Origin of the sequence: Gemmata palustris, assembly GCF_017939745.1 — a bacterium.
Taxonomy (GTDB): domain Bacteria; phylum Planctomycetota; class Planctomycetia; order Gemmatales; family Gemmataceae; genus Gemmata; species Gemmata palustris.
The window spans coordinates 7,299,503-7,319,263 of record NZ_JAGKQQ010000001.1 but is presented as its reverse complement, the minus strand read 5'-3'; the positions used below and the strand labels follow the sequence as shown (position 1 = coordinate 7,319,263).

Here is a 19,761-nt window from a genome sequence, read left to right as displayed (position 1 = left end):
CGCCCCTCCGCGCTCTGAAACGTGGGACAGGTCAATTCTACCAGTCTGTAAGGATTCCGGGGGCGCGGATTCGGGAAGAAGAAACCAACATCGTGTCACACGAGCACAGGAACCGCCGTGCCGAATCCCGAATCTCGCCCCGAATCCCTGTTCAAGCCGTTGGCCCGATCTCTTTTGCGGTGAGCAGTTCCACTTTATCGCCGCGCCCAACGGCGTACTTGAAGTCCGTCTTCTCGGTGCAGGCCGCGCCGACGTTCCCCTTCGGGTCGAGTGCCAGGAACGCGACTCGGGCGGGATGAACCCCTCGGCGCCCGGCCGCGGCGTTCGCCCGCTTGCAGGCCAGTTCGCACGCTTCTTGGGGCGTTTTGCCGGCGCGCATCTGCTCGGCGATGAACAGGCTCGCACCGATGCGGATGATCTCTTCGCCGACACCCGTTCCGCCGGCAGCGCCCGCGAGGTCGTCGACGTACAACCCGGCCCCAATGATGGGCGAATCCCCGACGCGGCCGGGCAACTTGTATCCCAACCCGCTCGTGGTGCAGACCCCGCCGAGGTGCCCCTTCTTGTCCAGCGACAGCACCGTCACTGTGTCGTGGTTGAATTCGTTCACGGTGATATCGGACGCGCCGTCGGCTCGAACCGGTGATTTGCCGGGCTTTTCTTTCTTCTTGAGATCCGGGTGCGCGTCGAGCCACTCTTTAATGCTCTCCGCGGTGTACGGAACTTCCAGCGGGAAGCCCTGTTGCAGCGCGAACCACTTTGCCCCCTCGCCCACGAGCATGACGTGCGGAGTTTTTTCCATCACGCGCCGGGCGAGTGCGGCGGGGTGCCGGATGTGCTCGACGCACGCCACCGAACCGCACGCGAGCGTCCGGCCGTCCATTACGCACGCATCGAGCGTGAGCCGGCCCAGGCGGTCCGGCAAACTCCCGAAGCCCACCGAGTTACGGATACTTGTGTCGTCCTCGACCGCCTGCGCTCCGGCCAGGGCCGCGTCGAGAGCGGGCTCGCCCTTCGCAAGCACCTTCATCGCGGCTTCGACTGCGGTCTTACCGAACGGCCAAGTGGCGATCGTGATTGGTTCTGCCATGAGCAAGTTCCGGGTTTCGGGTTCCGCGTTCCTAAATGAAGAGTGCTTCAGTGTGAACGCGGCGCTGCGCCAAAGCAAGACGGTGGGGCGCGAAAGCGATTGTCTTTAAACCAGGAACTCGGCACTTATCGCACCCCAGAGCGAATCATGACCGCGAACGCTTCGAGCGTGGGCGCGGAGAGTGCCGCGTCGAACCAGCGCGTGAGCGGGTCGAGCGCGGTCTCACTGCGGACCGCGGAGCTGAGTTCGGGCGGGAGCGTAACGAACTTCACGCGAAGGAGTTTCAACAGATCCTCGCGCCGGGACTCGATCATCCCCGACGCCAGCCCTTCGGCGAACCCCTCGGCCCGCCCCTCTTGCTTCCAACTCAGGATCATTGCCGGTGTTGCCATCGTCCGTTCCTTATCTGGGAATCGAAAACGAACGGCAAACTCTAGTCCAGTTTCAGGCTCTCTGTAACGAACCGCGACCGCAAGGGATTGGGAGGTGCCTCCGCTCCCTTGCGGTCGCGGCTCGTCCAACCCGCTGCTACGATCCCGAAACGAGACTCGTGCGCAGTGGTAACGCGAGTCGAAGACGAACAAACGCGCGGCGGGCAGCGCTCACTCGAGAGCACCGCCCGCCGCGCGATTCTGGAGAAGGCGAACCAGAGCGACCGGCACCACACATCCGGGACGAACGAGGTGAGATGAGAGCGGGGGTAGTCAGGAAACGGTCGGAACGTTCGACTGACCGGCCGCGGCGTCGGCCCGCTGTTGCTGCTGGTTTAAGGGGAGCAACTCCTGCCGATAAATGGGCACGTCGCGCGGCGCTTCGATTCCCAATCGAATCTTGCCGCGGTCGATGTCCACAACCGTGATACAGATGTTCTCACCGATGAAAATCTTCTCGCCCAATTTACGGCTCAGAACGAGCATGATCGCTTCCCTCCGTTGTGCATCACTCGTCCGTAAAACGCTCCCCAATTCTACGCCACGATTCCGTATGGGGTTGCGGCGCCGGGGGAAATGACTTTTCGACACCTGGGGGAGCGGGCGCACGGCCGGAATAATGAGTGCGCCAGACACCCGAACGGGCGAACACTGTGCGCAACCCACATTGCAAGCCGAATCGCGCCAAGTATTAAGGTGACCGTCACAACCGCCAGCGGGTTCGCGGACGAGCGCAACACAAGCCACAGAACCCGCCTAGCCCGCCCACAACCGGACACGTTGTGCGTGGGACGCGGTGACAACCGGTTGTCACTTTTGAGGCAACGCTGTGAGTGGTGAAACCTCGCCGGCGCTGGATCAAGCGGCCACGGCCCCATTAAACGACTCGAGCCAGAGTATTGTTCGCTGTTGCGCGACATCGCGGCGCCAAAATGAGCGGCAAAACCTATTTTCGTGTAGAAATGTCGTGAAAAAACGAACCTCACCCGTCTGTATCGGGTGAGGCTCGGCGAGAAACGGGCGAAACGCTTCCTGTATTCGCCCGTTTCTCGTGTTTCGACGCGGGTCGCGACTTCGTCCGACCAGTTGCTGTGGTAGGTCCGGCGCCGGGTGAGTCAGAATTCACGCCGAGAAGTTCGCTGCCGACAGCGGGCGAGCGATGACCGGTGGCGTTCTGACGGTGGTTGGGGCGCCCCTACGGTTCAGCAACCGGGACTCGGTCGCGACCCGCGACATTTCGCAGTCACGCGACGCACGACATCTCGCTCACAGCGCTGCGGGACTTGTTTTTCAGGAACTCCAGCGGCCGGGGATCGCCCTCGAAGCGGGCGTCGGCCGGGTGGAAGATCGCTTGTTTCATCTTCGCGCGCATTTCCAGAACCGCGAGCTTTTCGGGCGTTCCGGGCGCGGCGGTCGTCGGCGAGGACGGCAGCGGCGCGCTGCCGGTGAAGTTGCCGACCCCGCGGCGCGCGTACTTCGATGTCGACGGGTACAGCTCTTTGACGCCCGGGGTGTAGTAGCAGCTCCAGCACAGACCGCGGGGACGGTTGATCTTCGACTTCGTGCAGTGGCGGCAGATCGGGTTCATGGCGATATCCGAGATTATGGGATGAATGTTTTGGTTAGGTCGCTTGTGCGGCTCGTGCTGGCTGCGCTAATTACATGCCCATCGAGCGGCCCGGGCGGAGCACCCGCAGCGGCATCGGCTGGGCGATCCGTTCGAGCGTAACGCGATACGCCCGGCCCTTTTCCGACCAGCGGTCCGCATACGCGCGGGCCGCGTCCCAGTTGGTGAACGCCTTGCGCTGGACCCGACCCGAACTAACTGTGCAAATGATTACTTCAAACATTGTGGACTCCCGAACAGTTAGTGTTATCTTGTGTAGGGCGTTTTGTTTTGCGGCTTACGCGGCGGTAATTTCGGGGTGCTTCGCGAGCCGGTCGATTTCGGGACCGACGCGGTCGATCGGCAGGCGCTGGGCGAGGGCCTGTTCGACCTCGGCGAGGAGGTCGCGGCGCATCTCGTCGCGCGGGGTGTCGTCGAACCAGTTGAGGAACCAGCGGCACGCGGCCGGTTCGCCGAGGCGCTGATCGGCCTCGAAACAGGCCCGGGCGAAGAACTCTTCGACCTGGCCCACGGACTCGAGCTCGTCGCCCTGCCAGCCACAGAACCCGAGGGCACATGCGGCTTCTACCGGCCAGTCCTGCACACACATCAGCGGCGGCGGGGTTGTGGTGCTGCCCTGCGTTAGCCGGGGGTCATCGCCGCGGAGCGCGTCACGGAGCGATTCCAACCCGGCAGTCGAGAGGACCGGCACGAACCCGTCACGCCATACCAGACGCCAGCTTTCCATCGTCGCCCCTCCCACGTGTTCCCGCTTCACCCGTCGGCTGCTGGTCTCAACTCCTCATTTGCATCCGACACACTACTTATACATTCGTTCAGTAAGCATGTCAACTCAGAAAGCGCGTCTTTTTCGATTTTCTTTTTTGCCAGAACGCGATTCGTGATTATTTCAGACACTTTTAGATGCGGCACCACCGCAAAAACAGACATCAATAGACACCCGCTTTGCAGCAATGCGGTCCTGAAGGAAACAGGCATTGGCGGCCCCCAAGGGAAACGCAACGCTCGTGAATCGCGGCCCGCAAGCCGGCGAGAACCGAGAAACCAGCGAACGCCGAGCTACCGGCGATTTCACTCGTTTAGCCTCGCTTCGAGATGCGTGTAGCGACCACACGAGCCGCGACCGCAAGGGAGCGGGGCTTCCCGTGCATTGAAGCGCGACCACAAATGGGAGCGCCTCCCGCTCCCTTGCGGTCGCGGCTCGTTACAAGGACACCGAAGCGGGATTAGCCCAAGAAGAAGCACGCTGAAGAGGACGGCCGACTCTTCCCAAAGGGCGAAGAAACGGCGTTGAAATGAGTTCGATGCAGGTTTGCCGAGGCGAGAGGACACTTACCCGCCCGGCTCGATCCCACAGCATTTGGCCCCGCGGCCCAGACCGAGACGACCGCCGGGCTAACATTCGCTAACATTTTGGGGCCGTTTCGGGGCCGCACACGAGCAAAACGATCGCTAGCTACTGACGCCGTAATTCTTTCCGGCACCCTTTCCGCTCTGGGACCACTCGCCGATGGCTAACATTCGCCACAATTTCTGCAGTTCAAAGCTCACGCGGACCAACATTCCGGTAACTCCCGGCTAACATCTGGCCCCACATTGCGCCCCAACAATTCGGGACAGTGGCCCATTCACTCGCCATTATATCAATTGTATACTAGTGTACGGAAAAATACAAAATGATTTTGGGTTTACACCACGAGAGGGCACAACGACCATCACGGAAAAGATGCGATTGGAAATGCTTATCGCTCCGCTACTCGCGGAGGCCTGAGCATCGGAAACAGGTCGATCACGCTCTATTCGGTTCGCCGAGGTGAGGAACCAGCCGCTCGGTCAACACGGCGATGAGTTCCGGCTGCATGAACTGGTAGTCGTCGGGAATCTTCAGGCAAACCAACAGTTTCCCGTCGAGAGCGAGCGCGAAACGGCGCCGGATGAGCTTTTCGAGCCGGGCCTCCATCACGAACAACATATCCGCCCAAGCGAGCAACTCTTCGGTGAGTTCCACACGCGCCAACGGAGATAAACCCGCCGAGCGCGAAGCGACTCCGGGCGTCGCGGAATACAGGCGCTCGGCCGTCGGGCTGCGGTGCCGGTTGCCCTCGCAGACGAACAGTGCTCGCACCGCGTTCGCCACCGTGCCTCCTCACTCCGGATGCGTTACCCATTTAGGCTAACAATCGCGGCGGAACACGGAAATCCGGCGATTCCCGATCCGATTCTGGCTAACATCTCGCCAATATTGCCCGACGATCTGATCGCGAAATCACATCCGCAGCAAGATCATCACGCTCTTGTCTGATCTGCGTTATCGGCGTGATCCGCGGCTCTTCCTTCTGCTTCTCGCGCCTGGGAAATGCCACCGCCCAGCACCGTGATGAGTCACAGCGCCGGGCGGTGGGAAATTTGGTCGCGCGAGTTACTTCTTGCTGTTACCGGTCTCGGTCAGTTCCATCAGGATGTCCATGTCCTGCCCGGCGATCTTGGCGGTCATGGTCATCTTCACCATCCCGCCCGCGGCCACGTCCTTCGCCATCCACGTCTTGAGGTCGGCTTCGATTTCCTGGCCCATCACCTTCATCTTCGCGGTGTACGTGGTCCAGGTGGTGGAGTACTCCTTGTCGCCGACCTTGATCTTCTCCTTGCCCTCTTTGCCCTTCTCGACCTTGGCCTCGGCCCCGCCCGGCAGGTTCGCGGCCTTCGTCGGGTCGAACGGCTTGGTCAGGTCGATCTTCTGCTCCTGGGCCGGGATGTCCATCTTGTTGCCGTTGAACTCCACGGTCCCGGTGCCCTTAACGGTAACTTCCTTGTCGCTCTTTTCGGTCACGGTCTGGGTGACCGTGCCCTTGATGTTGAAGTCACCGACCTTCGTGGTCATCTTGTAGACCGCGAAGTCGCCGACTTTGGCACCCTTGTACGGGTTCTCCACGTCGGCTGCGTGGGCGACGACCGGGGCCAGAACGAGGGCCAGAACGGAAAGCGAACGCACGAGCATGACTGGGCCTCATATAGAGGGGTGGGAGCGAATTGCCCCCGCACGGGAACAGGTTACTTCCGATCGCCCCAGATGCAAGTCGGGCGCCGGAAGGCCGCAGTTTCACGAGCCGATCCCGTGCCCCACACCGAGTCAGCCGAACTGCGCGTGGCGGGCGCGTCAACCGACCGGCAAGCCGAGTTGACCGAACCACGTCGCGCGATCGAAGTAGCCCCGCTGCGCCTTGATCTTGCCGCCCGTGATGAGGAAGAACCCGCACCCGCGGAGCGTGAACGTCGCACCGGTCGAGGCGCGCCCGGCGAACGGACCGGCCCACGTCGCGCCGCCGAACCACTCCACCGCGGCGCGATCGCCGTCGATCAGCGTGACCTCGACGCGGGTGAAACTGTCCGGGAACGCGGCGAAGCACTCGCGGAAGTCCGCGCGCATCGTGTCGCGCCCGACGCGCGGGGCGCCGAACGCGACCTGGTGGTTGACCGCGTCGTCGTGGTAGAGGGCCGCGAGCGCCTCCGCGTCGCGCGCGTTCCACGCCTCTTCCCACGCTGTCATAACTTCGCGCACTGTTCGCACCGCCGCGCCCTCCGTTGAGTTGTGAGCGCTGGTGCAGACACGGCAGGTGGAAGAAGGGTTCGCTGGTATTACCTCAGCACGCTGATCGTTACGAGCGCCCCCAGGCGAGATCCCACGCAGCGTGATGAAGGGTTAACAGGAGTTCCCGTAGCGGCAACTCCGTCACAAATACTCTTCCCCGTTCGGAAGGGTCGTGGTGGCGATCGCGCCAAAACGAGAACGCGAAGTGCGCCGTGTCTCCTTCGCGGAACAGGCAATTGTCAAGATTGTCGGATATCGGTCCCCAATCCATCATTCGGTAAGACAGGTACTCGTCGTTTTCCTCGGCAGCCGTGTTAGCCAGCAGTCGGCGAAAATTGTCCTCAACGGATAGCTCTGGATAGGGTCTCGCGCGGTTGTAAATTGCGGGGTCCGCAAGCAACCAACCGATACTCGCTTCGAGGGAACCAACGAATTGCGGAACGTAAACTGTGTTGTCGTCGCACGTCAGCCACCGGTCCGCGGCGAACACGTCCACGCGCCGCGTTCCCGTGGTCGGCTGCTCTTTATCGGGTGGCCCGATGTCGAAAGCGAACCGCGACCGCTCACCGTAGCGACACCACATTCACAAGCCCTTTGCTGTACTGAGCGATTGCGCTTTCCTCGTGGCACAGGCCTCTGGCCTGTGTAATGCTTCCACAGGCCAGAGGCCTGTGCCACGAAATCAAAACCCGAACGCCCCACTCCAACAGGGCGAAGCCCTTTTGGAAATCACCCGCCCTTGAGGAGCTTCGCGAGCGCGCGGGTTTGGTCGAAGTGCTCCATCACGAGAATCATCACCGCGGTGAGCGGGACCGCGAGGAACATTCCCGGGACGCCCCACAGCAGGCCCCAGAACGCGAGCGAGCCGAGGATGACGAGCGGGCTGACGCCGACCGCGTTGCCGATAATCATCGGCTCGAGGACCGACGCCGATCCCCCGTGGCACACGAACAACAATCCGGCCGCCGCGAACGGCTGCCACGCCGGGCCGAACCACAGGAACGTGAACCCCACCGGCAGCACATACGCCACCATCGTCCCGATGTACGGAATGAAGTTGCAGAGGAACGTGAGCACCGCCCACAGGAGCGCGAACTTCACGCCCACCAGCCCCAACACGACGCCGACCGGCACCGCGAGGAACAGGCTCGACTTCACCTTCGCCTTCAGGTAGCTGATAACGGCCGCGTTCACCTGCCCGGCCACTTGCAGGATCTGCTCGGCCCGGTCCGCGGGGTACGCCCGGCGCACGCGGTCCGGGAACCGCGTGCCCTCGAGCAACAGGAACAGCAAGTAAAGGGCGATCACGCACGCCTCGAGCATCGCGGTCGCGGCCACGTTGAGGCCCAGCCGGACGACGAACGTGATCTGCTCGGTGACCTGGGTCCGCATCGGCTGACCGGTTTCAACGGGCGCGATCCAGGGGGCATACGAACCAACCGTCTGTTCCAGGCTCGTCAGTAGCGCGTCGGCGCGCTGCTCGAGTTGGGGCACGTCGTCGCGGAGCGCGAGCACGCTGGCCGACGTGATGAACGCCAGCCCCACCAGGACGCCGGCCGTGCTCCCGGCGAGGACGCCGATCGACGCGGGCGTGCCGACGTGCTTCCGCAACCGCGAGTGGTACGGCATCAGGACGTAAGCGAGGAGCACCGCGATCAGGAGCGGGCGCAGCACCGACGCGAGCTGCAGCATCAGGTACCAGCCGGCCGCCGCGCCGACGAGGAGCGCCGCGACCGTGTACATGACGTCCGGGTCGCGCCACTTCGCCAGAACGGGGGGCGCGGGCCGGTCGTCGGACCGGGGATCGGGTGCGGGCATCGGGCTCTCACGTGCGCGTGTTCTTGCGAACCGGTCCGCCATCTTATCCGACTCTGCCGGCGCGAACCACTCGCGCCACCCGCGAATCCATTTGCCCACAATATTCTTACTTCGTTAAGTGTGCCGAATCAGAGCAGGTTTCGCCCAAGATACGGGCAAAAACGAGCACCCCGAGAAACCACACGAGAAAAACTCAATCCATAAGTCCTTCCTTAACAATGGCTTACGATAATGACTTACGAAACACGGCGCCCGGCTCGGGTGTTGCATAAGGAAACTGTGTTAGATTCCTCCACGTAGCCGGAACTACCTGGAAGAACGAAGAGCGGAACTCCCCACCCCTACCGTTCGCGATCCGAGTCGGCCTGGAACACCGACCCGGAATGAGCCGAACGGTCCTCGCCAGAAGCGGGCTCTGCCCGTCGCCGGTTGCCGTGCGAAAGCACGTACCCGCGCGGCCCGCCCGCAGACCCCGAGCCCGACCCCGCGGATCGCCCCGCTAGGTCACTCGTGGTCCGCTTGTGCCCCCCTCCGACACCGCACGCTGGAGCCGTTCCTGACGGCTTCCACCGGAGGTTTTGTCGGCCGACGTTCAGCCACTCGCTACCGCGGACGGTAGCCGGGTCCGGGGGCTCCACCACCTGTTCCGACGGAGACGATTCCTTGTTCGCGACCCTGACCGCCCGCCCGCGCCTCCTGGCAACCGCTCTCGTACTCGCGGCCTTCACGGGCCTCGCGGGGCACCCGACGCTGGCCGAATCCGTCGGCGCGGACGTGTGGAACGTTGCCGAACTCCAAGAATCCCTTCGCGAATCGACGGACGTGAGCAGCCAACTGGACACCGAAGGGGGCGCGGTCCTGCGCCGGATCGCGGTGAAGGAAGCGCTCGTCGACGAGCTCCTCGCCGGCCGCGCGCCCCTGGCCGAAGTGACCACGAAGTTCACCGAACTGAACGCCGCCCGCGCGGAGTACCTGACCACGATCCGCGCGTTCTACCCCGGGGCCACGGACCAAGAAAAAATGGCCCGCAACGTGATCTCCTTCGCCCTCCTCCGCGCCCCCGCCCGCGCCCGCAGCGCACTCGCCCAGCGGCTCGACGCCGAACTGAACCAGATGATCGCTCCCAGCGGCACCCACTGACCGCGCCCCCAGACTTCGCCCGCTTCACCGGGCGGGATCTCTCCAACGCCCCCGGCGCTCGCCGGGGCGTTCCCCCCGGCGCCCGTACCGTGCCCTGACGCATCCACGAGGTTCCCGATATGGCTACGATTCGTCGCCCCGGTGCCGCATCCGCGGCCGTTCTGGTCGGACTGAGCATCAGCATGGTCGGCGCCCACATGGTCGCCCCGAAGTGGTCCCGGCGCATGGGGCTGGACGTGTGGAACTTCGCGGCGGTCGAGGCGGAACAGCGGCAGGTCGCCGACGAACGGGACGAGATCGAGTCCAAAGGCGAAGGGTCCGCCCGGCGCCGCGTGCTGGCCGACCAGTTCGCCGCCCGGCTCGCCACCCGCGACGCGGACCTCGCGACCACGGCCGTCATCATGCGCGACCTGTTCCGGGAGCACCCCGGATCGCGACTGACGCTCGAGACCATGTACCCGAGCGTGCGCGACTCGCGCCTGCTCTACGCGCGCCACACCATCAACCGCGTCGAGCGCCTGTTGCTGAACGACCCGACCCAGTGCGAAACCGTCCTCGCCCGCCTCGAAGCCGAGTACCGCGAACTGGCCCGGGTTTGGACCGGCGAGCCCCAATCGCAGCCCGTGTCGTCCACGGGCGAACTCACGAGTCACTGAGGTGACCGGCCCTTCTCAGGCGAACGGCCGGTGTGAGCCGGCCGGCTGGTGCCACCGGCCGGCTCACACCGGCCGTTCGCCTTGAGCGGTCTCGCACCGCAATAGTGCGGGCGCCTTCGTCTACACCACGTTCACGCCCAGCTCTTTGAGTGCGTCGCGGAACGCCGCGAGTTGTTCCTCATCCACGCTCACCGCGAGCGGCCCGAGGCGCTCGGCGACGAGCGACCGCGTTCCGGGCCACTGCATCACGCCGTCGGCGACCTCGGCCGTCGGCAGCTTCACCACCAACAGCCGTAGCGCTTGCGGCGCGGGCAACTGCGAACCGAGCAACAGTAACCGCCCCGCGGCCGAGAGCGGCGCGCCGCTGCGCTCGACGAACCACGCATCGAGGTCCGCGAGCGGCCGGCCGTTTTCGACCGCGCGCCGGAGCGACGTGGGCGTGAGCCGGAACCGGCGCGTGCCGTTCGGCTCGATGGGCAGCGGTTCCGCGAACTGCCCGATTTCCGCTTCCAAAAGCAAGTCGGCTTGGGGCGTGTCCACCGTGAGCGTCACGCCGTCGTCCGCGGTCGTGAGGCACCGCTGCGGCTTCGATTCGTAGTCGCGGTTCCCGATGAGCCGGAGGTTCGAGAGCGACGGCTCGCCGCCGTCCGCGGTCATGCCGATGCGGTCCGTGAGGCGCAGCGCGATGATCCCGCGCGCCACGGCCGCGTCCAGTTCGGCCGGCGTTTGGAACTCGACCAGCACCGCGGACGAGAAGATCGTGATGCGCTCGCGCTTGCTGGCCCACCGCTGGAGCAGGTCGGCGACGCCGGCGGGGACCGGGCGCGTGCCGTGCCGGTTGAGCGTCTGCACGATCATCGGCAGCGTGAGCCCGGACTCCAGCCCGCGGTACGTTTGTTCCGGCGTGAGTTCGAGCGTACACGCGGGGCCGATCCCCTTCCACCCCGCGAACCGCGACAGCGCCGCGATCAGCGCGGGCGTCAGCCCCTGGCGGTACGCGAGCACCTCGGCGTTCGGCTGAACCAGGAGCGTTTGGGGGAACGCGGGCGGCGCGGGCGGCTCCTTCTCGCCGAACAGCACGAACCGGCCGAACGCGGACAGGCGCACGAAGTCCCCGGACACCTCGACCACGCCCAGCGGGTACGCGACACCGAGCAGGAACCCGCGGACCCAACTCGCGCCTCGATCCTTCGCGGACTCCGGGGGCAGCGCCCCGGCCCAGGAGGGGTGGTGCGACCACAGCCACTCCGCGACCGTATCGGGGTACACGAAGTCGCGCGCGAACAGGAGCGCGAGCAGCCCCGCGGTGGGCGTGGGCGACAGCCCGGCCTCGGTGGGCGAATAACCCGCGAGCGGGTCCCACGCCTCCACGAGCGGCAGCGCCGCGAACAGGTCCGCGAGGAGCGCGAACAGCGGGCCGTCCCACGCGGGCGGGAACGTGCCGGCCTCGAGCGCGCCGTCGCGCTCGCCGAGCAGCCCCACGGCCCGCGCCCACAGGAGCGAAAACACCCCGGCGTCGGCGATGGTGACGAGCTGGTCCACGGGCGGCGCGGCCAGAACCGCGTCCGATTGCAGCCGGAGCAGGTCGCGCTTGAAGAGCGTGTTCCCCTGCGTGAGCCGCACCGCGTCCGCGTGGACCTGCTGCCACGCGACCGCGAGGCGCAGCGGCCACTCGAGTCCGTCGGCCTGGCGCGCGGCCCCGGCCTCGTGGTCGGGGCTCGCCAGGTTCGGCAGCTCCAGGTCCTCGCTCCGCGCGCGGGCCGCGACCCCCGGCAGCGCGACCACGACCGCGTTGTGCGTGCCGGCCGCGCCGAACCACGCGGCGAAGTCGTCGATCGGCGGGCCCTGGGCGTCGAGTTCGGGAAAGAGCAGCCCGGCCTCGAGGAGCGTTTGAACCGGGCCGAAGCCGTCGTTGTGGTCGAGCGCGGCGAGCAGCGTGAGCAGGTGCCCGACCTTCCAGCGCGGCTGGCGGCTCAGCCCCATGAACGCGAGCAGCTTCCGCGCGGCGGGGGGCTGGTCCTTAATGCGGCGGTCGATGACCGGCGCGTTGATAATGGTCGCGACGGCCTTGTCGAGCAGCTCGTCGGCCGGTTGCTTCGCGCGCGGGCGCACGAGCTTGTCCGCGACCGCACGCAGGAGCGGCTCGGCGTAGCGCCCGAGGGCGTCGCGGTAACGAAGGGACCAGTCGGTTTCGGGAATCGCGGACATCGAGGTGTTGTAGTGTTCTGTGAGCAGAGCAGCACTCTTCAATGTGGTCCGCTCGCTCCGCGAGCGGGTTGCGTCGCCACACATTAACGCGGCATGAGTGTTCTCGAAGCCCGTGAGTGAGGTAGCCCCGCTCGCGGAGCGAGCGGACCACACTATCTTCCTACTACCTGCGGCGTGTGGCCCATCTTGCGCAGCTCGTCGAGGACCGAGTCGAGGCGCCCGGGGCGAATGAGCAGCACCTTCTCGGATAGCCGCCCGGCGACTTCCGACGCGAGCTTCTTCCGCGCGAGCAACTCTTCCGCGAGCACCGCGTCCTCCGTGAGAACGAGGCACACGCGACGGTGCAACTTCGCGGCCAATCGAGCGGTGGGGTTCGTCATGCGTTATCCGCGTCAATACTCGGATCGTATTCGTTACGCTCGCCGTTCCAAACGACGGGGCGGTGGTCTATGTCAACGGACCATGTCGCGCCGGCTAGCACTCGCCGGATCAGTGTGAGTACGCGGCACCAGTGCTGAATCGCTTCCCAAAACTCATCTTCGGTAGTCAGTGGTAGTTTAGTCGCGCCTTCAAAGATCACACCCGGCTCCGTGTCCTCGTTCGGCTCGTAGATGCAAAAGCTTTCCCAATACGGCGCGTTGACCCATTCGCCGGTTTCGTTCGCACCACTCGCAAGTGCGTGGCGCCGATCAATGTCCGCAATCGCCTGACGCTCCGCGGTGGATAGAGGGTGATCGCGACGGGCCTCGTAATAGATGGAGACGCCCACCGCGCTCACCCCGCGGCGGACTTCGACGGGAGCACGTCGCGCTCGTCGAGGATCTCGTAACTGTACCCCTGCTCCGTCAGGAACATCTGGCGGTGGTGGGCGAAGTCGAGTTCGCGGGTGTCGCGCGTCACCAGCGTGAAGAAGTGCGCGTCCCCGTCGCCGCTACTCTTGGGGCGCAGGATGCGCCCGAGGCGCTGGGCCTCCTCCTGGCGCGAGCCGAACGTGCCGCTCACCTGTATCAGCACGTTAGCGTCCGGCAAATCGATCGCGAAGTTGCCGACCTTCGAGAGCACCAGGTGCCGGACCTCGCCCCGGCGGAACTTGCCGTACAAATCTTCGCGCTCCGCGTTCCCGGTGCTCCCGGTAATGAGCGGCAACTCGAACCGGTCCGCGAGCCGGTGCAACTGCGAGAGGTACTGCCCGATCACGATCACGCGCTGGTCGTGGTAGCGCGCGAGCAGTTCCGCAACGACCTCGTCCTTCGCCACGTTCTCGCTCGCGATGCGGTACTTCGCCCGGTGGTCGGCGACCGCGTACTCCATCCGGGTCGCATCGGTCGGGAGCGCGACGCGGACCTCCGAACAACTCGCGCTCGCGATCCACCCCTTCGTTTCCAGTTCGCGCCACGGCACATCGTACTTCTTCGGGCCGATCAGTGAGAACACGTCGCCCTCGCGCCCGTCCTCGCGGATGAGCGTGGCCGTCAGCCCGAGCCGCCGGCGCGCTTGGATCTGCGCCGTGACGCGGAACACCGGGGCCGGGAGCAGGTGGACCTCGTCGTACACGATGAGGCCCCAGTCGCGCTGCTCGAACAGCCCGAAGTGCGGGAAGTCCTCGGTCTTGTCGGGCCGGTACGTCAGGATCTGGTAGGTCGCGACCGTCACCGGGCCGATCTCCTTCATCTCGCCGGTGTACTCTTTCACCTCGTCCGCGGTGAGCGTCGACTTGTCGATGATCTCCCGGCGCCACTGCTTGACCGCGGTGATGCTCGTGGTCAGCACGAGTGTGTTCTTTTGGAGCAGCGACATGGCCACGATGCCGACGACCGTCTTCCCGGCGCCGCACGGCAGCACGATCACGCCGCTGCCCCCGCGCACGTCGCCGCCCGCGTGGAACACGTCCGCGGCCTCGCGCTGGTAGTCGCGGACGTGGAACGGTGCCCCGCTCGCGGCCGTCTCGCGGAGCGCGATCGGCAGCATCGCGCCCTCGGTGTAGCCCGCGATGTCTTCGGCCGGGTACCCGACCGTAATGAGCGCCTGTTTCAGCACCCCGCGGTACGCCGGGGTCACCACGAAGCTCGTGTCGTCGAGCTTTTCGCCGAGATATTCCTTCACTTTCTTGTTGCGCGCCAGCTCCGCGAGCAGCGGCTTGTCGGAGCACACCAGTTTCAGCGTGTCGGCGTCGATGCGCTCGAGCTTCACGCGCCCGTACCGCGCGACCGTCTCCGCGATGTCGGTCGGGATGTTCTGCGGGATGGGGAACTTGGTGTACTTTTGGAGCACCGCGACCACTTCTTGCGCGCTGAACCCCGCGGCGGCGGCGTTCCAGAGCGAGAGGTTCGAGATGCGGTACGTGTGGATGTGTTCCGGGCTCTTTTCCAGCTCGGCGAAGGGCGCGATCGCGTCGCGCGCCTCCGTGTATTTCGGGTTGTCCACTTCCACCAGGACGGACCGATCCGACTGGACGATGAACGGGTTCGTCGGGTCGAAGGTCAATGCAGCGGGCGCGCCGGGCGCTGCGGGCGCCGGTGCCTTCACGATCTTCGGCGGCATGATCACCGTCGGGTTTTGGTGCCCCTGAACTCCGTCAGGAGCGAACATCCCATACTAACGGCGCGCGCGACGCAACGACAAGGCGAAGAATTCTGTGGTCGCGGCGGACGTGTGGAAAGAGGGCGCGTGATGGCCCCACGCTGCGGTACGCAGTCGGCAGCCTCGAATTTACTGTAACATGCAATTCTATTTCAACTTACGACTCAAGCAACAGTCACGAAGTAAGGGTGCCTTGTAGTGTCGTCCGCTCGCTCCGCGAGCGGGGTTCGATCGCCAATACATTGGGGTATCAATCGCGCGCGTTCGGCTTTTGCTTTCGTGGCCAAACTTTCGGCAGCAATTTCACATAGGAGCCCGGCCACGGTGCGGGAGAGGCACCTGAAGTTCGGTTCCAAGAGCGTGTGGACTGACACGAACATCTGGGAGTCAACCGCTCGCGGAGCGAGCGGACTACACTCCACACTCCCAAACGCACTACAACGCGGCCCCGGCCTTCTCGCGAACCGTCTCTTTCTTGGGCGCCCCGTCACTGTGGCTGTCGGGACGGGTGTCGTGGAACCGCGCGTGGAGCCAGTCCCAGTCGATGAGCATCTGGCCCCCGGTCGCCTCGTACTGTTTCTGGAACGTCAGGATCAGGTGCAAGATCGCGTGGTCGACGAACTGGAGCCGGTCGAGGTGGACGTGCAGTTTCAGCCCCTTTGGGACGCCTTCAAATGCCTCGGCCAGCACGGGTAAGCGGAGGAACGTGGCCGCCCCTTCCAGGTACAAGTGAACGAGCTTGTGCTCGGCTTCGTCCACGCGGATCACTTTGAGGTGCGAGAACCGGACGAGGAGCTTGAGCGCGGACAGAACCACGCCCAGAACCACACCGGCGAGCAAATCGGCCCCGACGATGGTCCCGGCGGTCACCACGAAGATCAGCGCCTCGCTCTTGCTCTCCTTCCACAGCGCCCACAGGCCCGGCAAATTGAGGAGTTTCCACCCGGTGTAGACCAGGATCGCCGCGAGCGCCGCGGCCGGGATGCGCGAGAGCAGCCCCGGTAGGAGCGAAACGAACAGGAGCAACCAGAGGCCGTGAAGGATCGCCGAGAGGCGCGATTTCGCCCCGGCCTCCACGTTCGCGGCGCTGCGCACGATCACGCCCGTCATGGGCAGCGCCCCGACGAACCCGCAGATCGTGTTGCCGACGCCCTGTGCCATCAGTTCGCGGTCGAAGTTCGTGCGCGGGCCGTTGTGCTTGGTGTCCACCGCCACCGCACACAAGAGCGTTTCCGCGCTCGCGATGAGCGCGAACGTGAGCGCGGCCTTCCACACCAGGGCCAGCGTGAGAATCTCCCAGCCGGGCCACCCGAGCGGCTTGATCGAGTCCGCGAGGCTCGCCGAGATCTGCACCCGCTCGACGCCGATCCCGCCGTGACTGTCCACCGCCGGGCCGATTTGTACCCCCAGCCCCTCGAAGACCGGGCGCCCGAACTCGTTCACCAGAACCGCGGCCAGCACCGCGACGACCGCGGCGGGTACGATCTTCAGGCGCTTCGGCGCGACCGGCTTCCAGAGCGCGAGAACGAGGACCGCGAGCAGCCCGATGACCGCGGCCTCGGTGTGGTTCGCGCTCGCGCCGGTGGGCGGGTCGAACGCCTTCCAGACCGCTTGCGGGATCGTGAGCAGGCCGTCCAGCACCTTCTTGGGCGCGGTGTCGTCCACCATCTCGTGGAACTGCTTCGCGATGATGGTGATACCGATCCCGGCGAGCATCCCCTCGACCACCGCCGGCGAGACCGCGCGGAACCACTGGCCGACGCGGAACGCGCCCGCGGTGATCTGAATCGCCCCGGCGATGACGATCGCCAGCCCCAGGAGAACAACGGGGCTCGTGTCCGGGACGTGTGCCTTCGCGTCGTCCAAAAACTGGATGACGAGGACGATCAGCCCGGCCGCCGGCCCGGAGACCTGGAGCGGGCTCCCGGCCAGGAACCCGACGATCAGGCCGCCGACCACCCCGGTAATGATCCCCGCTTCCGGGGGCAGCCCGCACGCCTGCGCGATCCCGATACACAGCGGCAGCGCCACCATGAACACGACGAGCGACGCGAGGAAATCGGCCACGACCGAGCCGCTCGTGCGGCCCGGTTCGGTCGGCAGTTTAGGTTCTTCCCTGACCATGAAATCGGAGCCCCCGGAGCGAAGAGGAGGTGCGGACCGAACGGGTCACACGCCCGCGTGGACGGCCGAATTCATCGGCCCGCGCCGGATCAGCGGGTGCGCCGGGATCGCCTCCGCTCCGAGGTTCGCGAACTGTCCGCTCTCCGGGTCGTAAGCGAACACTTCACCGGTCTCCATCTTGTACACCCAGGCGTGCAACTTCAGTTCGCCCGAGGCGAGGGCGGTGGCAACGGCGGGGTGCGTCCGCAGGTGCTCCAGTTGCGTTAACACGTTCTCCTGAACGAGCACCTTCGCCCGCGCCTCGCCCGTCAGGTGCGAGTAGCAGGTGCAGACGATTTCCGCGCTCGCCTGGGCGTGGTCGAGCCACTGCTTCACGCGGGGCATGTTCGCCGTGCATTCCGGCTGGAGCACGGCCTGCATCGCGCCGCACCGCGTGTGCCCGCAGACGATGATGTGCCGGATGTTCAGGCCCCGGAGCGCGTACTCGATCGTCGCGGCCTCGCCGCTGGGCGAGCCGGGCGAGTACGGCGGGACGATGTTGCCCGCGTTGCGGAGCACGAACAGTTCGCCGGGGTCGGTCTGGCAAATCATGTCCGGCACCATCCGCGAATCGGAGCAGGTGATGAACAGGGCTTGCGGGGACTGCCCGTCCGCGAGCTTGCGGAAGAACGCGCAATTGGGCGCGAACACGTCGGACTGGAACTTGTGAATACCGCTGATGAGCTTTTCCAAGAGTACCGTCTCCCGAATCGGTGAACTGGTGTGGGGACGGGCGCGAGCGCGACAGCGCACCGCGGCCGTAAAAACCGGTCGTTGATTAGGGGCGCGAAAACGCACCGGTAGACGGACGGGGGTTAACAGCGATAGGGGGTGCCGAGACCGTTACGGAACGGGTCTTCGGGGACGGGCGGGACGGCGCAGACGCGCGCACTATGGGGACGGTTGGAAGTGTGTGCCGGGGCGAGGCGGGCGATCAGTTCTCGGAGCGGCGGGTGGTGCCGGGACTGGGACGAGACGCGCTCCTTACCGTCGGTCTCTCGTTCGTCGTCTTCTTCCCTCACCGGGACAACGGGAGCGTCGTCGCCCGCGGGCACAATGGGCAAAATCGGTGCGAGCGCCCCCGCGGCTTGTTGCGAACTGGTGAACGGCACCAGGCACGCAAGAAGCATGAAGGTTCGGAAGATCGCACCGAGTCGGAGCATGAGCCCTTTCAAACCGGAACCAAGAAACAACACGACAATTTTAGGTCGGTAGAACCGCTGCGGACAAGCGCAATCGGTCGAAGTCGCAGCACAACGAATGCCGCCTGTCCTTCTTCGTGAACAAACGGCACAGATTTAGTGTTCGGCGCGGAATACTGGCGATACGTTGAAAAAGCAACAAGAAATCGTTCTGGTACGCCTCCGAACCCGCCACGAAGTCGAGCGCACTCATGCTCACTGCTCAACTCGTTGACCACATTTTGACCACGATCCCCGGGCGCACCGTCGGTGTGCTGGGCGACCTGTTCCTCGATCGGTACCTGGATATCGACCCCGCACTCAACGAACCATCGGTGGAAACGGGATTAACCGCGTACCAGGTCGTTGGCGTGCGGAGCTATCCGGGCGCCGCGGGCACGGTCATCAACAACCTCGCGGCCCTCGGGGTGGGGCACATTTACCCCATCGCGTGCATCGGCGACGACGGCGAGGGGTACGAACTCCGCCAAGCACTGGGCAAAATGCCCGCGGTCGAACAGGGCGGGATCTTCCTGTCCGCGACGCGGCGCACGCCGACGTACACGAAGCCGATGTTGGGCAAGGAGGAACTCAACCGGCTCGACATCAAGAACCGCACGCCGACGCCGGAAGACATTCAGGACCGCGTCATCGCGCTACTGGACGAGGCGTGGCCCCGGTTGGACGCACTGCTCGTGCTCGATCAGGTGAGCGAAGAAGACTGCGGGGTCGTTACACGAAAAGTGCGCGACCATTTGGCGCAACTCGCCGAACGCGATCCCGCGAAGTTCGTGCTGGCCGACAGCCGCGAGCAGATCGGGCTGTTCCGCAACGTGTGCGCCAAGCCGAACGAGCGGGAAATCTGCGAGGCGGTCGATTGGTGCCCGTGGGATGAGGAACGCGAGGCGCAAGACAAGGCGCTCGCGCTGGCGCACGCCACCGGGCGCCACGTGTTTCTCACTCGTGGTGAGAAAGACATCTTCTTGCCGACGCCGTGGAAAAGAGAGGGAACCACCGAAGGCAGTGGGGCGACCGTGGTGCCCACTTACCCCGTGTCCGGTCCAATCGACATCTGCGGGGCCGGGGACAGTTGCTCCGCGGGAATCGCGTCGGCGATGGTCAGTGGGTTGACGCACGCACAGGCCGCGGCGTTCGGGAACCTGGTGGCATCGATCACCATTCAGCAGATCGGCGTGACCGGCACCGCCCCTCCGGATCTCGTGCGCAAGAGGTGGAACGAAGTGAACAAGTAGCCGGCCGGTTCACACCGGCCGGCTCAAT

The 19,761-nt window shown here is 65.1% G+C and carries 21 protein-coding genes; 3 read left to right on the top strand and 18 right to left on the bottom strand.

Going from position 1 to position 19,761, the window contains the following annotated elements; all coding sequences use genetic code 11:
• Nucleotides 1-151 precede the first annotated feature (151 nt).
• From J8F10_RS30350 to J8F10_RS30300, 11 genes are all read right to left on the bottom strand, one after another.
• Nucleotides 152-1,090: a N(4)-(beta-N-acetylglucosaminyl)-L-asparaginase gene (locus J8F10_RS30350; protein WP_210660262.1), complete on the bottom strand. Its 939-nt coding sequence runs from the start codon at nt 1,088-1,090 to the stop codon at nt 152-154.
• A gap of 125 nt (nt 1,091-1,215) precedes the next feature.
• On the bottom strand, nt 1,216-1,482 hold the full coding sequence (locus J8F10_RS30345; RefSeq protein ID WP_210660261.1) for a hypothetical protein: 267 nt from the start codon (nt 1,480-1,482) through the stop codon (nt 1,216-1,218).
• A gap of 312 nt (nt 1,483-1,794) precedes the next feature.
• The gene (locus J8F10_RS30340) at nt 1,795-2,007 is read right to left on the bottom strand and encodes a carbon storage regulator (RefSeq protein WP_210660260.1); all 213 of its coding nucleotides are present in this window, start codon (nt 2,005-2,007) and stop codon (nt 1,795-1,797) included.
• A 757-nt stretch (nt 2,008-2,764) separates the two neighbouring features.
• Complete coding sequence (locus J8F10_RS30335; protein ID WP_210660259.1) at nt 2,765-3,109, bottom strand: hypothetical protein; 345 nt, start codon at nt 3,107-3,109, stop codon at nt 2,765-2,767.
• A gap of 70 nt (nt 3,110-3,179) precedes the next feature.
• A complete protein-coding gene (locus J8F10_RS30330; protein WP_210660258.1) occupies nt 3,180-3,371 on the bottom strand; it encodes a hypothetical protein in 192 nt (63 codons plus the stop codon).
• 54 nt (nt 3,372-3,425) lie between these two features.
• Nucleotides 3,426-3,875, bottom strand: coding sequence for a hypothetical protein (locus J8F10_RS30325; RefSeq protein WP_052551037.1), 450 nt, complete (start codon nt 3,873-3,875; stop codon nt 3,426-3,428).
• Between the two features lie 1,062 nt (nt 3,876-4,937).
• Nucleotides 4,938-5,273, bottom strand: a complete 336-nt coding sequence (locus J8F10_RS30320) for a low molecular weight protein tyrosine phosphatase family protein (RefSeq protein WP_210662230.1) — start codon at nt 5,271-5,273, stop codon at nt 4,938-4,940.
• Nucleotides 5,274-5,567: 294 nt separating this feature from the next.
• The gene (locus J8F10_RS30315) at nt 5,568-6,143 is read right to left on the bottom strand and encodes a hypothetical protein (protein ID WP_210660256.1); all 576 of its coding nucleotides are present in this window, start codon (nt 6,141-6,143) and stop codon (nt 5,568-5,570) included.
• 159 nt (nt 6,144-6,302) lie between these two features.
• On the bottom strand, nt 6,303-6,692 hold the full coding sequence (locus tag J8F10_RS30310; protein WP_210660254.1) for an SgcJ/EcaC family oxidoreductase: 390 nt from the start codon (nt 6,690-6,692) through the stop codon (nt 6,303-6,305).
• A gap of 109 nt (nt 6,693-6,801) precedes the next feature.
• Entirely contained in the window at nt 6,802-7,230 is a 429-nt protein-coding gene (locus tag J8F10_RS30305) for a hypothetical protein (RefSeq protein WP_210660252.1), read from the bottom strand.
• A 233-nt stretch (nt 7,231-7,463) separates the two neighbouring features.
• Entirely contained in the window at nt 7,464-8,552 is a 1,089-nt protein-coding gene (locus J8F10_RS30300) for an AI-2E family transporter (protein ID WP_210660251.1), read from the bottom strand.
• Nucleotides 8,553-9,215: 663 nt separating this feature from the next.
• Here J8F10_RS30300 and J8F10_RS30295 point away from each other — a divergent pair.
• Together J8F10_RS30295 and J8F10_RS30290 are read left to right on the top strand one after the other, a co-directional pair.
• Nucleotides 9,216-9,692 (top strand): hypothetical protein, encoded by a 477-nt coding sequence (locus tag J8F10_RS30295; protein ID WP_210660250.1) that lies wholly within the window; start codon nt 9,216-9,218, stop codon nt 9,690-9,692.
• 119 nt (nt 9,693-9,811) lie between these two features.
• Nucleotides 9,812-10,348: a hypothetical protein gene (locus J8F10_RS30290; RefSeq protein WP_210660249.1), complete on the top strand. Its 537-nt coding sequence runs from the start codon at nt 9,812-9,814 to the stop codon at nt 10,346-10,348.
• Nucleotides 10,349-10,468: 120 nt separating this feature from the next.
• Here J8F10_RS30290 and J8F10_RS30285 read toward each other — a convergent pair whose 3' ends face one another.
• The 7 genes from J8F10_RS30285 to J8F10_RS30255 form a co-directional block, all read right to left on the bottom strand.
• Nucleotides 10,469-12,598 (bottom strand): helicase-associated domain-containing protein, encoded by a 2,130-nt coding sequence (locus J8F10_RS30285; RefSeq protein WP_210660248.1) that lies wholly within the window; start codon nt 12,596-12,598, stop codon nt 10,469-10,471.
• Between the two features lie 110 nt (nt 12,599-12,708).
• Nucleotides 12,709-12,936: a hypothetical protein gene (locus J8F10_RS30280; RefSeq protein ID WP_210660247.1), complete on the bottom strand. Its 228-nt coding sequence runs from the start codon at nt 12,934-12,936 to the stop codon at nt 12,709-12,711.
• Nucleotides 12,933-13,325 (bottom strand): hypothetical protein, encoded by a 393-nt coding sequence (locus tag J8F10_RS30275; protein ID WP_210660246.1) that lies wholly within the window; start codon nt 13,323-13,325, stop codon nt 12,933-12,935. Before J8F10_RS30275 ends, J8F10_RS30280 begins: the two co-directional genes overlap by 4 nt.
• A gap of 5 nt (nt 13,326-13,330) precedes the next feature.
• The gene (locus tag J8F10_RS30270; protein ID WP_246523662.1) at nt 13,331-15,097 is read right to left on the bottom strand and encodes a DNA repair helicase XPB; all 1,767 of its coding nucleotides are present in this window, start codon (nt 15,095-15,097) and stop codon (nt 13,331-13,333) included.
• 474 nt (nt 15,098-15,571) lie between these two features.
• Complete coding sequence (locus J8F10_RS30265) at nt 15,572-17,260, bottom strand: SulP family inorganic anion transporter (RefSeq protein WP_210660244.1); 1,689 nt, start codon at nt 17,258-17,260, stop codon at nt 15,572-15,574.
• Nucleotides 17,261-17,305: 45 nt separating this feature from the next.
• Complete coding sequence (locus J8F10_RS30260) at nt 17,306-17,992, bottom strand: carbonic anhydrase (protein WP_210660243.1); 687 nt, start codon at nt 17,990-17,992, stop codon at nt 17,306-17,308.
• A gap of 122 nt (nt 17,993-18,114) precedes the next feature.
• Nucleotides 18,115-18,462 carry a hypothetical protein gene (locus J8F10_RS30255; protein ID WP_210660242.1) on the bottom strand — a complete coding sequence of 116 codons (348 nt, stop codon included), beginning with the start codon at nt 18,460-18,462 and terminating at the stop codon, nt 18,115-18,117.
• A 230-nt stretch (nt 18,463-18,692) separates the two neighbouring features.
• On the opposite strand from J8F10_RS30255, the gene J8F10_RS30250 reads away from it, so the two are divergent.
• Nucleotides 18,693-19,733, top strand: coding sequence for a bifunctional heptose 7-phosphate kinase/heptose 1-phosphate adenyltransferase (locus J8F10_RS30250; protein ID WP_210660241.1), 1,041 nt, complete (start codon nt 18,693-18,695; stop codon nt 19,731-19,733).
• The last annotated feature ends 28 nt before the right edge of the window (nt 19,734-19,761 follow it).

Bases quoted from the DNA above. Each gene is read 5' to 3' on its own strand.
- J8F10_RS30265 (WP_210660244.1), bottom strand. From the start codon at position 17,260: ATGGTCAGGGAAGAACCTAAACTGCCGACCGAACCGGGCCGCACGAGC.
- J8F10_RS30290 (WP_210660249.1), top strand. From the start codon at position 9,812: ATGGCTACGATTCGTCGCCCCGGTGCCGCATCCGCGGCCGTTCTGGTC.
- J8F10_RS30310 (WP_210660254.1), bottom strand. From the start codon at position 6,692: ATGACAGCGTGGGAAGAGGCGTGGAACGCGCGCGACGCGGAGGCGCTC.
- J8F10_RS30340 (WP_210660260.1), bottom strand. From the start codon at position 2,007: ATGCTCGTTCTGAGCCGTAAATTGGGCGAGAAGATTTTCATCGGTGAG.
- J8F10_RS30325 (WP_052551037.1), bottom strand. From the start codon at position 3,875: ATGGAAAGCTGGCGTCTGGTATGGCGTGACGGGTTCGTGCCGGTCCTC.
- J8F10_RS30330 (WP_210660258.1), bottom strand. From the start codon at position 3,371: ATGTTTGAAGTAATCATTTGCACAGTTAGTTCGGGTCGGGTCCAGCGC.
- J8F10_RS30345 (WP_210660261.1), bottom strand. From the start codon at position 1,482: ATGGCAACACCGGCAATGATCCTGAGTTGGAAGCAAGAGGGGCGGGCC.
- J8F10_RS30315 (WP_210660256.1), bottom strand. From the start codon at position 6,143: ATGCTCGTGCGTTCGCTTTCCGTTCTGGCCCTCGTTCTGGCCCCGGTC.
- J8F10_RS30270 (WP_246523662.1), bottom strand. From the start codon at position 15,097: ATGCCGCCGAAGATCGTGAAGGCACCGGCGCCCGCAGCGCCCGGCGCG.
- J8F10_RS30335 (WP_210660259.1), bottom strand. From the start codon at position 3,109: ATGAACCCGATCTGCCGCCACTGCACGAAGTCGAAGATCAACCGTCCC.
- J8F10_RS30280 (WP_210660247.1), bottom strand. From the start codon at position 12,936: ATGACGAACCCCACCGCTCGATTGGCCGCGAAGTTGCACCGTCGCGTG.
- J8F10_RS30300 (WP_210660251.1), bottom strand. From the start codon at position 8,552: ATGCCCGCACCCGATCCCCGGTCCGACGACCGGCCCGCGCCCCCCGTT.
- J8F10_RS30255 (WP_210660242.1), bottom strand. From the start codon at position 18,462: ATGCTCCGACTCGGTGCGATCTTCCGAACCTTCATGCTTCTTGCGTGC.
- J8F10_RS30250 (WP_210660241.1), top strand. From the start codon at position 18,693: ATGCTCACTGCTCAACTCGTTGACCACATTTTGACCACGATCCCCGGG.
- J8F10_RS30350 (WP_210660262.1), bottom strand. From the start codon at position 1,090: ATGGCAGAACCAATCACGATCGCCACTTGGCCGTTCGGTAAGACCGCA.